The organism is Castellaniella ginsengisoli (assembly GCF_040955415.1).
GTDB classification, from domain to species: Bacteria; Pseudomonadota; Gammaproteobacteria; order Burkholderiales; family Burkholderiaceae_B; genus Castellaniella; species Castellaniella ginsengisoli.
Genome location: NZ_CP158257.1, coordinates 2,183,103 through 2,195,722, shown reverse-complemented (window position 1 = coordinate 2,195,722; position 12,620 = coordinate 2,183,103). Strand labels below are relative to the sequence as shown.

Sequence of the window (12,620 nt, the reverse complement as noted above, 5' to 3'; positions counted from 1 at the left end):
TGCGGGCCGACTACAATGGAGACAGACGACACGCTTTTCGGATACAGACCCATGCGCACGGATACCGCCCCCACGATCTATCGTCAGGACTACGCTCCCTATCCCTACCGGTTGCCGCAGGTCCGGCTGGAATTCGATCTGGCGGCGGAATCCACCCGGGTGCGCTCCGAGCTGCGTTTTGAACTCGCCCCCGGTTCGGCCCCGGGCACGCCGCTGGTGCTGCAGGGCGAAGACCTGGAACTGGTCGAAGTCCGTCTCGACGGCCGGCCGCTGGATGCCGGTGAATACCAGCTCGCCGACGACACGCTCAGCCTGATTCCGCCGGGCCATGGCAAGCCGTTCACCATCGGCATCGTCAGCCTGTGCCGCCCGGCGGAGAACACCACGCTGATGGGCTTGTACGTGTCGGGCGACAAACTCTTCACCCAGTGCGAGGCCCAGGGCTTTCGCCGCATCACCTGGTTTCCGGACCGGCCCGATGTGATGGCCCGCTTCGAAGTGCTGCTGCGCGCCGACCCGGCCGCCTACCCGCTGCTGCTGTCCAACGGCAACCTGATCGAGCAGGCCGCCCTGCCCGACGGCCGCCATCAGGCCCTGTGGCGTGATCCTCATCCCAAGCCCAGCTATCTGTTCGCCCTGGTCGCCGGCGATTTCGACTGCATCGAGCGCACCGAGACCACCCGCAGCGGCCGCGAAGTGCTGTTGCAGGTCTACAGCGACAAGGGGTACCGCGAACAGACCCGCTGGGCGCTGGATTGCCTGGCGCGTGCCCTGCACTGGGACGAACGGCGCTTCGGCCTGGAACTGGACCTGGACCGTTTCATGGTGGTGGCCGCACGCGACTTCAACATGGGCGCGATGGAAAACAAGGGCCTGAACATCTTCAACGCCGCCTATGTTCTGGCCGACCCCGATACCGCCACGGATGCCGCCTATCGCGGCATCGAAGCCGTGATCGGCCATGAATACTTCCACAACTGGACAGGCAACCGCGTGACCTGCCGCGATTGGTTCCAGTTGTCCCTGAAGGAAGGCCTGACGGTCTTTCGCGACCAGGAATTTTCCGCCGACATGCTGGCCGAGGGCCTGCCGCCCGCCGAAGCCGCCAGCGCCCGGGCCGTCAAACGCATCGACGACGTGCATACCTTGCGGCTGGCCCAATTTCCCGAGGATGCCGGCCCCATGGCCCATCCCATCCGGCCCGACAGTTACCAGGAAATCGGCAATTTCTACACCGCCACGATCTACGAAAAGGGGGCCGAAGTCATCCGCATGCAGCACACGCTGCTGGGAGAAGCCGGCTTTCGCGCCGGCATGGACGAGTACTTCCGCCGCCACGACGGCCAGGCGGTGACCTGCGACGCCTTCGTCGACGCCATGGAATCCGTCTACGCGCAGCAGAAGCCGGGGCAGGATTTTTCCGTCTTCCGGCGCTGGTACGCCCAGGCCGGCACGCCGCGCGTACGGGTCAGTTCGCACTACGATCCCGCAGCCCGCACGTGCCACATCACGCTCCAGCAGCAGTGCGCCCCGGCGGGCCTGGAGGCCCGCCGGACTCCACCCGTCGAAAAACCGCCCCTGCACATTCCTGTGGCGATCGGCCTGATCGATGCGGACGGACAGCCCATGCCCATCCGCCAGGAAAACGGCACGCGCGACACCCTCATTCTGGAACTGCGCCAAGCCAGCCAGACCTGGACTCTGACGGATATCCCGCGCGCTCCCATCCTGTCTTTGCTGCGCGGTTTTTCCGCCCCCGTCATCCTGGAAACCGACCGCACGGCCAACGACCTGGCGCTCCTGGCGCGCCACGACCCGGACCCCTTCGCCCGCTGGGATGCGGTCCAGGAAACCGCCCATCGCCATCTGCAGGATTGCATGCGGGCCGAACGCGATGGCGCGCAGCCGCCGGCGCTGGATACGCTGCTCGCGATCTGGCGAGCCGCCCTGGACGACCAGGCCTTGTCGCCCGCCTACCGGACGCGGCTGCTGGCCCTGCCCGCCGTACGCGAAGTCATCGACCGCAGCGAGCCCATGGATCCCCAGGCGGCCGTATCGGCCTGGACCCGTACCCGGCAGGCGCTGGGGGCGCGGCTCGCCCAGGACTGGCGCGCCATTTACGACAGCCTGGTCGACGAGGGCGGCCCCTACTCACCGGACCCGGTTTCTTCCGGCCGCCGCGCACTGCGCAATCTGGCACTGGACAATCTTCTGGCCGGCAAAGCGCCGGGTGCGGTCGATCGGGCTTTGGCGCAATTCCGCCAGGCCCTCAACATGACCGAAAGCCTGGGCGCGCTCACCGCTCTGCTGCAGCACGCCCCCCAGGATGCCGCCGGCCCGCTGGCCGACTTCCATGCCCGCTGGCACGGCGATCCCCTGGTGCTGGACCGCTGGTTCGGCGCGCAAGCCAGCGCACCGGGATGCACGGTGGCGGGCGTGCGCGCCCTGATGGCGCTGCCGGACTTCTCGCTGCGCAACCCCAACCGCGCTCGTGCCGTCGTCTTCCGCTTCTGCCTGGACAACCCGGGCAATCTGCACACGCCGGAAGGCTACGACTTCTGGGCCGAGCAAGTGCTGGCGCTCGATGCGCTGAACCCGGAAATCGCGGCGCGGCTGGCGCGCGCCTTCGACAACTGGGCCCGCCACGAGCCCACCGCCCGTGCCGGCATGCAGGCCGCCCTGCAACGCGTGCTGGCCGCACCCAGCCTTTCACGCAACGTCCGAGAGATCGTCTCCAAGGCACTGGGATGAGCCCGGACATAGGGCAGTCCAAGTGGACTGCACAATGCCGGGCGAATCCGAGCGGCATGCAGGCCGCGAGGTGGATGCACACGGACATGGGGCAGTCCAAATGGACTGCACAATGCCGGGCGAATCCGAGCGGCATGCAGGCCGCGAGGTGGATGCACACGGACATGGGGCAGTCCAAATGGACTGCACAATGCCGGGCGAATCCGAGCGGCATGCAGGCCGCGAGGTATCCGCGAAGTATTTGACCGATTCCATTTTTTCCAAGGAATGACCTTGAAATACAAGACCTTGACCCAATACCTGGTCGAACAGCAGCGTGAGCACAAGGCTGTGTCGGCCGAAGTCCGCCTGCTGATCGAGACCGTGTCGCGCGCCTGCAAGGCGATCAGCCACGCCGTGAGCAAGGGAGCGCTGGGCGGCGTGCTCGGCAGCCTGGGCACGGAAAACGTCCAGGGCGAGGTGCAGAAAAAACTCGACGTCCTGTCCAACGAGATTCTGCTCGAGGCCAATGAATGGGGCGGCAACCTGGCGGCCATGGCCTCCGAGGAAATGCAGACCATCCACCGCATCCCCAACCACTATCCCAAGGGCCAGAACCTGCTGCTGTTCGATCCCCTGGACGGCTCTTCGAACATCGACGTCAACGTGTCGATCGGGACGATCTTTTCCGTGCTGCAAGCGCCCCCCGAGGCCGCGGGCCGGGAGATCGCCGAAGCGGACTTCCTGCAGCCCGGCACCCGGCAGGTCGCCGCCGGCTACGCCATCTACGGCCCCCAGACCATGCTGGTGCTGACAGTGGGCGCGGGCGTCATGGGCTTCACGCTGGACCGCGAAATGGGTTCCTGGCTGTTGACTCACGAAAACATCCGCCTGCCCGAGCAGACTGCGGAATTCGCCATCAACATGTCCAACATGCGGCACTGGGAAGCGCCGGTGCGCCGCTACATCGACGAATGCCTGCAGGGCGAGACCGGCCCCCTGGGCAAGAACTACAACATGCGCTGGATCGCATCGATGGTCGCCGACGTGCACCGCATCCTGACACGCGGCGGGGTATTCATGTATCCGCGCGACGCGCGCGCCTCTGGCCGCAAGGGCAAGCTGCGCCTGATGTACGAAGCCAACCCCATGAGTTTCCTGGTCGAACAGGCCGGAGGCCGCGCCATCGACGGCGGCGGCCGCATCCTGGACATCCAGCCCGACGCCTTGCACCAGCGCATCGGCGTGATCCTGGGTTCGCGCGAGGAAGTCGAACGTCTGCAGCGCTACCACCAGGAAGCCTGATATCCGGCCGTCTTTTCAATCCAGGGTCAGGATGGTCGCGCCGGTCGTGCCGCGCGCATTCAGCGCCTCGTGCGCCTGCGCGGCATCGGCCAGGGAAAAGCGCTGGCCGATGACGATGTTCAGCTTGCCGGCCGCCACCAGATCGAACAGCTCGTCAGCGGCCGCCTGCATGGCCTGGGCGGTGGCCACATGGGTTGCGAGCGTCGGCCGGGTGACGAACAGCGAACCCTTGGCCGCCAATATCCCCAGGTTTACCCCCTCGACGGGGCCAGACGCGTTGCCGAAGCTGACCATCAGGCCGCGCGGCTGCAGGCAATCCAACGAGATTTCCCAGGTGCTCTTGCCCACGCCATCGTAAACCACCGGAACCTTGCGGCCTCCGGTCAGTTCTTTGACCCGGGCGACGATGTCTTCCCGTGAGGAATCGATGACCTCCCAGGCGCCGTGGCGGCGCGCCAGGGCGGCCTTTTCGGGCGTGGAGGCGGTGCCGATCAGGCGCACGCCCAGCGACCTCGCCCACTGACAGGCGATCAGGCCGACGCCGCCGGCGGCGGCATGGAACAGGATGGTTTCATTGCCCTGCAGGCGGTACGTCTGGCGAAACAAGTACTGCACCGTCAGCCCCTTGAGCATCAGTGCGGCGGCCTGATCGAAACCGACGCCGTCGGGAATCCGCACGACCCGGTCGGCCGGCACATTGCGCAGGTCGGCATAGGCGCCAATCGGACTTTGCCCGTAGGCCACGCGATCGCCCGCGCGCACATGCCGCACTTCGGCGCCCGCCGCCTCGACCACCCCCGAGGCCTCGAAGCCCAGGCCGTGCGGCAACGGATGCGCATACAGCCCCGTGCGACAATAGATATCGATGAAATTCAGGCCGACCGCCTTCTGGCGGATGCGGACCTCATTGGGCGCGGGAGGCGGGACCTCGATTTCCTCCAGGCGCATGCGCTCGGGTCCGCCATGCTCATGGATACGGACCACCCGGGCCTTTTCAACTTTTCCCATGATGTTCACCTCCGGCCCCGCCGGGCCTCCGATCGTTTCAATCCGGATCAGACTAGCATGAATTCCCGCCAGGCCACGACAGCCATCCACGTTACTGCCGTCCTGTTCGGGCTGACCGGCATCTTCGGCGAACTGATCCAGGCCGGCGCAGTGCTGATCACGGCGGGCCGAGCCCTGTTCGCCGCCGCAACCTTGCTGCTGTTCATGAGCCGCGCCGGGCACCGTCCCGTGCGGCCCGGTCGCCGCTCCGTGCCGGTACTGCTGGCGGCCGGGGTCCTGCTGACCGTTCATTGGACGACTTTCTTCGTCGCCGTGAAGGTCGGCGGCATCGCCATCGCCACACTGGGCTTTGCCAGTTTCCCCGCCTTCATCACCCTGTTCGAGGGATTCCTGTTCCACGAACGCACGCGGGCTTCCGAATGGGCCGTGGTCGCGCTGGTGACGGCGGGCCTGGCGCTGGTCACGCCGTCCTTCGACTTCAGCGACCAGGCCACCGTCGGTCTGGGCTGGGCGGTACTCTCGGGCCTGTCCTTCGCCCTGTTCACTCTGGCCAACCGCCAAGCCGTCAGCCTGATCCCGGCCCGCGAGCTGGCCTGCTGGGAAAACGGCATTGTCGCCCTGCTGACCTTGCCCTGGTGCCTGACGGAATTCATGTCGCTGCGGACGCTCGACTGGGTTTGGCTGTTCATGCTGGGCGTGTTCTGCACGGCACTGTCCCACGCGCTGCTGGTTGCCAGCCTGACCAGGCTGAAGGCCCGCACCGCCGGCATCGTGATCGCCCTGGAGCCGGTCTACGCCATTCTGTTCGCAGCCCTCCTGTTCGCACAGTACCCCACGGCGCGCGCGCTGGCGGGCGGCGCCCTCATCGTCGGGGCGATCACCTGGTCCGGCCTGCGCCAGGCGTCTGCAGACTGATTCTGCCCAAGGCGCTAAAATCTAGGGTTCATTGAACGCATCTCATCGGACTCGACACACCAATCATGGCCGGACACAGCAAATGGGCAAACATCCAGCACCGCAAAGGGCGCCAAGACGCCAAGCGCGGCAAGCTCTGGACGAAGATCATCCGTGAAATCACCGTGGCCGCCCGCGCCGGCGGCCCCGACCCCGATGCCAATCCCGCACTGCGCCTCGCCTGGGACAAAGCCACAGCCGCCAATATGCCCAAGGACAACATCCTGCGGGCCATCCAGCGCGGGGCCGGCACCGACGACAGCGCCAACTACGAGGAAATCCGCTACGAAGGCTACGGCATCGGCGGCGCGGCCCTGATCATCGATTGCATGACCGACAACCGCCAGCGCACGGTGTCCGAAGTTCGCCACACGCTCAGCAAGCATGGCGGCAACCTGGGACAGGACGGTTGCGTGGCCTTCATGTTCAAGCATTGCGGCCAGTTCATCTTTGCCCCCGGCACCTCTGAAGAGCACGTCATGGAAGTCGCCCTGGAAAACGGCGCCGACGACGTCCAGTCCGACGAAGAAGAGGTGATCGAGGTCACCTGCGAACCCGGCGACTACACCGCCCTGAAGCAAGCGTTCGACGCGGCCGGGCTGCAGGCTGAAATCCACGGCGTGGTCATGAAGGCCCTGTCCAAAGTCGAACTCGCCGGCGAGGACGCCGAGCGCATGCAGAAAATCATCGACCTCCTGGAAGATCTGGACGACGTTCAAGAGGTCTACACCACTGCCGTCCTGGACGAGGCCGAATGAAGCTGCTCGTGATCGGCGCCGGCGGGCGCGAACATGCCCTGGCCTGGCGCCTGGCGCAATCGCCCCGGGTGCACAAGGTCTATGTGGCGCCGGGCAACGGCGGCACGGCCCGGACACCGGCTCTGGAAAATCTGCCACTGCAGGATGCCGGCGACCTGATCGAATTCGCCCGCGGCGAAAAGATCGCCTTTACCGTCGTCGGCCCCGAGGCGCCGCTGGCCGCCGGGATCGTGGACGCCTTCCGCGCCGCCGGGCTGCGCATCTTCGGCCCCACGCAGGCCGCCGCCCAGCTCGAAAGCTCGAAGGACTACGCCAAGGCCTTCATGGTGCGCCATCGCATCCCGACCGCCGCCTACGGCACCTTCACCGATGCCGATGCGGCCCGCGCCTACATCCGCGCCCAGGGGGCGCCCATCGTCGTCAAGGCCGATGGCCTGGCCGCCGGCAAAGGCGTGGTCGTGGCGCAAAACCTGGACGAAGCGCTGGGCGCCATCGATCACATGCTGGGCGAAAATGGCGCTTTCGGCGCGGCCGGCGCCCGCGTGGTGATCGAGGAGTTCCTCGAGGGCGAAGAAGCCAGCTTCATCGTCATGTGCGACGGTCAGCACATCTTGCCGCTGGCCACCAGCCAGGATCACAAACGCCTGCTCGACGGCGACACCGGCCCCAACACCGGCGGCATGGGCGCCTACTCGCCCGCGCCCATCGTCACCCCGGCCCTGCACAACCGCATCATGCGCGAAATCATCCAGCCCGCCATCCAGGGCATGGCGCGCGACGGCATTCCCTACACCGGTTTTCTGTACGCGGGCCTGATGATCGGCCCCGGGCCCGATGCCACCCGCAGCCTGAAGGTCCTGGAATTCAACTGCCGGCTGGGCGATCCCGAAACGCAGCCCATCATGCTGCGCGTCAAGAGCGATTTCTCCGAAACCCTGGAGCATGCCCTGGACGGCACGCTGGACCAGGCCGAGATCGACTGGGACCGGCGCACCGCCGTCGGCGTGGTGCTGGCTGCCGCCGGCTACCCGGATGCGCCGCGCAAGGGCGACCCGATCACGGCGCTGGCCCCGGATACCGCGGATTGCGTCACATTCCACGCCGGCACCACGGCGGACTGCGGCGCGCTGCGCACCAGCGGCGGACGCGTGCTGTGCGTCACGGCCCTGGCCGACTCCATCCGCCGCGCTCAACAGGCCGCCTACGACGCCGTCAACCAGACCCAGTTCGACGGCCGCCAGTTCCGCCGCGACATCGGCTGGCGCGCGCTGGCGGCCGGCAATCGGCACGATGCCTAGCCGCAAACAGGCCTTGGTCATGCAGGTTCCCGTCTCCCTGGTCCACGACACCTTCACCGCCCTCCAGGACCATATCGTGCGTGCCCTGGAGGATCTCGAGGGCGCCGCCTTCGGTCGCGACCCCTGGACGCGCCCGGAGGGCGGCGGCGGTCTGGCCCGCTACTGCGAAAACGGCACGGTATTCGAACGGGCCGGCGTACTGTTCAGCCACGTGCGCGGCGACGCGTTGCCGCCCTCGGCCAGCGCCCACCGGCCCGAACTGGCCGGACGCGGCTGGGAGGCCATGGGCGTGTCGATGGTGCTGCATCCGCGCAACCCGCACGTGCCGACCACGCACATGAACGTGCGCCTGTTCGTCGCCCACGCCCCGAAAAGCGGCGAAACCGACGTTTTCTGGTTCGGCGGCGGCCTGGACCTCACCCCCTACTACCCGGTGGAAGCCGATGCGCGCCATTTCCATCAAGTCTGCCACGATGCGGTCGCTCCCTTCGGAGACGACAAATACCCTCGCTACAAAGCCTGGTGCGACGACTACTTCCTGTTGCGCCACCGGGGCGAGACACGCGGCGTCGGCGGCCTGTTCTTCGACGATCTGAACGCGCCGGATTTCGACACCTGCTTCGCCCTGACCCGCGCGGTGGGAGACTGCTTCATCCCGGCCTACGTCCCCATTGTCCAGGCCCGGCGCGACACGCCCTACGGCGAACGCGAACGCGCCTTCCAGGCCTACCGGCGCGGGCGCTACGTGGAATTCAACCTGGTCTACGATCGAGGCACGCTGTTCGGCCTGCAATCGGGCGGACGCACCGAATCCATCCTGCTGTCCATGCCGCCCGTGGCCCAATGGCGCTACGACTGGACGCCCTCCCCCGGATCGCCCGAAGCGGCGCTGGCCGACTATCTGCGGCCGCGCACATGGCTGTGATGCCCGAGGTCGGCCTGCTGGGCGGCAGCTTCGATCCGGTCCACCGGGCCCATATCGCCCTGGCGCAAGCCGCCCGGGATGCGCTGGGGCTGGCCCACGTCGAACTGCTGCCCGCCGCACGCCCCTGGCAGCGCGGCCGCCTCGGCGCCGCTCCGGCACACCGTCTGCGCATGTTGGAACTGGCCTGCGCCGGCGACCCGGGCCTGCGCGTCAATCCGATCGAATTGCATCGCGGCGGCGACACCTATACCATCGATACGCTCGCCGCCCTGCCCTCCACGGCCCGTTACACCTGGATCCTCGGCTCCGACCAACTGGCCAATTTCTGCACCTGGCATCGCTGGCGCGACCTGCTGAGCCACGTCCGGCTGGCGGTCGCCGAGCGCCCCGGCATTCCCGCCGCCCCGCCCTCCCCGCTGGCCCAAGCCCTGTCTCCCGGGGGGCTGGTCCGGATCCCCTTCGTTCCGCAACCGATCTCCGCCACGGCGATCCGGCAGGCCCTGGCCGCCGGACGGCCCGTCGACGCCGCGCTGGATCCGCGCGTGCTGGACTATATCCACGCCCACCGGCTCTATCAGGACTCCGCAAGCCTATGAATCTGCAAAAACAGCAACGCCTCGTCATCGATGCCCTGGAAGACGCCAAAGCCCAGGACATCAAGGTCTTCAACACCACGGGCCTGACCAGCCTGTTCGACCGCGTCATCATCGCCAGCGGCACCTCCAACCGCCAGACCCGGGCCATCGCCGGCCACGTGGCCGAACAGGCCAAAAAGCAGGGCCTGGAAATCGTCGCCTACGAGGGCGAGGATACCGGAGAATGGCTGCTGATCGATCTGGGCGACATTGTGGTGCACTGCATGCAGCCGGCCATCCGCGCCTATTACAATCTGGAAGAAATCTGGGGCGCCAAACCGGTGCGCGTCCGGCTGCTGTCCACCGGTCCCGCGCAGGCCGGCGCGTCGGGCGGTTTCGACGAAGACGAATGAAACTGCGGGTCTACGCTGTCGGCACCCGTATGCCGTCCTGGGTCCAGACGGCCTGGCAGGATTTCGCCAAGCGCATGCCGCGCGACTGCGCCCTCGAACTGCACGAGATCCGGCCGGAACCCCGCACCAGCGGCAAGACCCCGCAGCAACTGATGCATGCCGAAGCTCAGCGCATCGAAGCCGCGCTGCCCGCGCAGGCCTGGCGCGTCATCCTCGATGAGCACGGGCGCGACCTGACGACCCGCGACCTGGCCGGCCACCTCGAAACCTGGCGGGCCGGCGGCAGCGACATTGCCTTCATCGTCGGCGGGCCGGATGGCCTGGATCCGGCGATCAAGCAGACCGCGCGCCAGACGCTGAGGCTGTCCTCGCTGACCCTGCCTCATCCCATGGTCCGCATCCTGCTGGCCGAACAGCTCTACCGGGCCTGGACACTCCTGGCAGGCCACCCCTACCACCGCGACTGAAGGAGACTCGCCACCATGACCGCGCGCCGCCGCACCAAAATCGTTGCCACGCTGGGGCCTTCGACCTCCAGCCCCGAACGCATCGAGGCCCTGATCCTGGCCGGCCTGGACGTGGCCCGGCTGAATTTTTCCCACGGCACGGCCGACGATCACCGGGAACGGGTCCGGCTGGTTCGCGAGATCTCCGCCCGGCTCGACCGCCACATCGCCCTCATGGGCGATCTCCAGGGCCCCAAGATCCGCATCGGCCGCTTCGCCGATGGCGCCGTCACGCTGAATCCGGGCGACGCCTTCACGCTGTCCATCGAACATCCGCTGGACGCCGGCAACCCCGGGATCGTCGGCATCGAATACCCGCCGCTGGTCCAGGACTGCGCGCCCGGCGACGAATTGCTGCTGGACGATGGCCGCGTGATCCTGCGGGTCGAATCCGTGGATGCCGGCGCCGTCCACACGCGGGTCGAAGTCGGCGGGCCGTTGTCCAACAACAAAGGCATCAACCGCCGGGGCGGCGGCATCTCGGCGCCCAGCCTGACCGACAAGGACCGCCAGGACATCCGCCTGGCGGCCGAACTCGAACTGGACTACGTGGCGGTCTCCTTTCCCCGCGCCGGAGCCGACATCGAACAGGCGCGGCGCCTGGTGCGCGAAGCCGGCAGCCCGGCCTGGATCATCGCCAAGATCGAGCGCGCCGAAGCCGTGGCCGACGATGCCGCGCTGGACAATCTGATCCGCGCCAGCGACGGCGTGATGGTGGCCCGGGGCGACCTGGGCGTGGAAATCGGCGATGCCCGGCTCGCCGGCATCCAGAAGCGCATCATCCAGCACGCCCGCACCCAGAACAAGCTGGTGATCACGGCGACCCAGATGATGGAATCCATGATCGCCAGCCCGATCCCGACCCGCGCCGAGGTCTCCGACGTCGCCAATGCCGTGCTCGACTACACCGATGCCGTCATGCTGTCGGCCGAGTCGGCCTCAGGGCGATATCCCGTCGAGGCGGTCCAGGCCATGGCGCGGATCTGTCTGGGCGCCGAACGGGAACCCACCAGCATTCAATCCCACCACCGCCTGGGGGAAACCTTCTCGCGTTGCGACGAGACCATCGCGCTGGCCAGCATGTACGCCGCCAATCACTTCCCCGGCATCAAGGCCATCATCAGCCTGACCGAAAGCGGCCACACCCCGCTCATCATGTCGCGCATCCGCTCCGGCGTGCCCATCTACTGCTACACCCGGCACCCGGCCACCCAGCGACGCGCCGCGCTGTTTCGCGGGGTCTACACCATCCCCTTCGATGCGGCGGCGCTGCCGCCGGCCGAGGTCAGCGATGCCGCCATCGATATCCTGCGCAACCGGGGACAGTTGCAGACGGGCGACTGGATCATCCTGACCAAGGGCGATTTCTACAGCGACAGCGGCGGCACCAACGGGATGAAGATCCTGCGCGTGAGCTGACATGACGTCCTTCATCCTCCTGGCGTCCGCCAGCCCCCGACGCCATGAAATCCTGGATCAACTCGGCATTCCCCACGGCATCCTGCGCGTGCCCGCCCCCGAAGGCGAGGACGAGCCCCGCCTGCCGGGCGAGCCGCCCGCCGACTATGTCCGCCGCACCGCGCGGGACAAGGCCGAACGCGCCGCCGCCTGGCTGGCCACCGGGGGACAACCCGACCCGCTGCCGAGCGCCTGGCCCGCCGGCTGGCGCGAGGCGCCCATTCTGTGCGCCGACACCACGGTCATCCTGGACGGCGAAGTCCTGGGCAAGCCGCGCGACGCGGCCGATGCCGCCCGCATGTTGCGCCGCCTGTCCGGCCGCGCGCACGCAGTCCACACCGCCGTGGTACTGGCGGCCGGAGGCGGTTTCCACGAAGCGGTCAGCATCAGCACCGTCCATTTCCAGCCGCTGACGACCGGCGACATTGCCCGCTACGTCGCCAGCGGCGAGCCTTTCGGCAAGGCGGGCGGCTACGCCATCCAGGGCCGGGCGGCCGCCTTCGTAGCGCGCCTGGAAGGCAGCCACAGTGGCGTGATGGGCCTGCCGGCCCATGAAACCTTCCAGTTGCTGACGCTCAACCTTCAGTGTACTGGTTAACCCTTGATTGTCCTTCCCGACCTTGACCACCGCCGCGCACACTCCTAGCATGAACTGACGTCCCGCTGAATCCAGCGGGCGCGCGGTGGTGG

The 12,620-nt window shown here is 67.5% G+C and carries 12 protein-coding genes; 11 read left to right on the top strand and 1 reads right to left on the bottom strand.

Translation table 11 applies throughout. The annotated features are described in order from the left end of the window. Positions 1–51 precede the first annotated feature (51 nt). Positions 52–2,751: an aminopeptidase N gene (gene pepN, locus ABRZ00_RS10375; RefSeq protein ID WP_368647690.1), complete on the top strand. Its 2,700-nt coding sequence runs from the start codon at positions 52–54 to the stop codon at positions 2,749–2,751. Positions 2,752–3,024: 273 nt separating this feature from the next. Beyond that, a complete protein-coding gene (locus tag ABRZ00_RS10370; protein WP_343838990.1) occupies positions 3,025–4,035 on the top strand; it encodes a class 1 fructose-bisphosphatase in 1,011 nt (336 codons plus the stop codon). Positions 4,036–4,050: 15 nt separating this feature from the next. Here ABRZ00_RS10370 and ABRZ00_RS10365 read toward each other — a convergent pair whose 3' ends face one another. Next, complete coding sequence (locus ABRZ00_RS10365; RefSeq protein ID WP_368647900.1) at positions 4,051–5,046, bottom strand: quinone oxidoreductase; 996 nt, start codon at positions 5,044–5,046, stop codon at positions 4,051–4,053. A 54-nt stretch (positions 5,047–5,100) separates the two neighbouring features. Between ABRZ00_RS10365 and ABRZ00_RS10360 the strand changes: the two genes are divergently transcribed. The 9 genes from ABRZ00_RS10360 to ABRZ00_RS10320 all read left to right on the top strand — a co-directional run bounded on the left by ABRZ00_RS10360 (position 5,101) and on the right by ABRZ00_RS10320 (position 12,528). Further along, positions 5,101–5,958, top strand: coding sequence for a DMT family transporter (locus ABRZ00_RS10360; RefSeq protein WP_368642069.1), 858 nt, complete (start codon positions 5,101–5,103; stop codon positions 5,956–5,958). A 65-nt stretch (positions 5,959–6,023) separates the two neighbouring features. Further along, positions 6,024–6,755 (top strand): YebC/PmpR family DNA-binding transcriptional regulator, encoded by a 732-nt coding sequence (locus ABRZ00_RS10355; protein ID WP_368639307.1) that lies wholly within the window; start codon positions 6,024–6,026, stop codon positions 6,753–6,755. Next, on the top strand, positions 6,752–8,053 hold the full coding sequence (gene purD, locus ABRZ00_RS10350) for a phosphoribosylamine--glycine ligase (RefSeq protein ID WP_368642070.1): 1,302 nt from the start codon (positions 6,752–6,754) through the stop codon (positions 8,051–8,053). Before ABRZ00_RS10355 ends, purD begins: the two co-directional genes overlap by 4 nt. Before the next feature lie 19 nt (positions 8,054–8,072). After that, entirely contained in the window at positions 8,073–8,978 is a 906-nt protein-coding gene (gene hemF, locus ABRZ00_RS10345) for an oxygen-dependent coproporphyrinogen oxidase (protein WP_368642071.1), read from the top strand. Further along, on the top strand, positions 8,969–9,574 hold the full coding sequence (gene nadD / locus ABRZ00_RS10340) for a nicotinate (nicotinamide) nucleotide adenylyltransferase (RefSeq protein WP_368642072.1): 606 nt from the start codon (positions 8,969–8,971) through the stop codon (positions 9,572–9,574). Before hemF ends, nadD begins: the two co-directional genes overlap by 10 nt. Next, a complete protein-coding gene (gene rsfS, locus ABRZ00_RS10335; RefSeq protein WP_343838982.1) occupies positions 9,571–9,966 on the top strand; it encodes a ribosome silencing factor in 396 nt (131 codons plus the stop codon). Before nadD ends, rsfS begins: the two co-directional genes overlap by 4 nt. Further along, positions 9,963–10,433, top strand: a complete 471-nt coding sequence (gene rlmH, locus ABRZ00_RS10330) for a 23S rRNA (pseudouridine(1915)-N(3))-methyltransferase RlmH (protein WP_343838979.1) — start codon at positions 9,963–9,965, stop codon at positions 10,431–10,433. Before rsfS ends, rlmH begins: the two co-directional genes overlap by 4 nt. 15 nt (positions 10,434–10,448) lie before the next feature. Beyond that, positions 10,449–11,891 carry a pyruvate kinase gene (pyk, locus tag ABRZ00_RS10325; RefSeq protein ID WP_368642073.1) on the top strand — a complete coding sequence of 481 codons (1,443 nt, stop codon included), beginning with the start codon at positions 10,449–10,451 and terminating at the stop codon, positions 11,889–11,891. A gap of 1 nt (position 11,892) precedes the next feature. Further along, complete coding sequence (locus tag ABRZ00_RS10320) at positions 11,893–12,528, top strand: nucleoside triphosphate pyrophosphatase (protein ID WP_368642074.1); 636 nt, start codon at positions 11,893–11,895, stop codon at positions 12,526–12,528. Positions 12,529–12,620 lie beyond the last annotated feature (92 nt).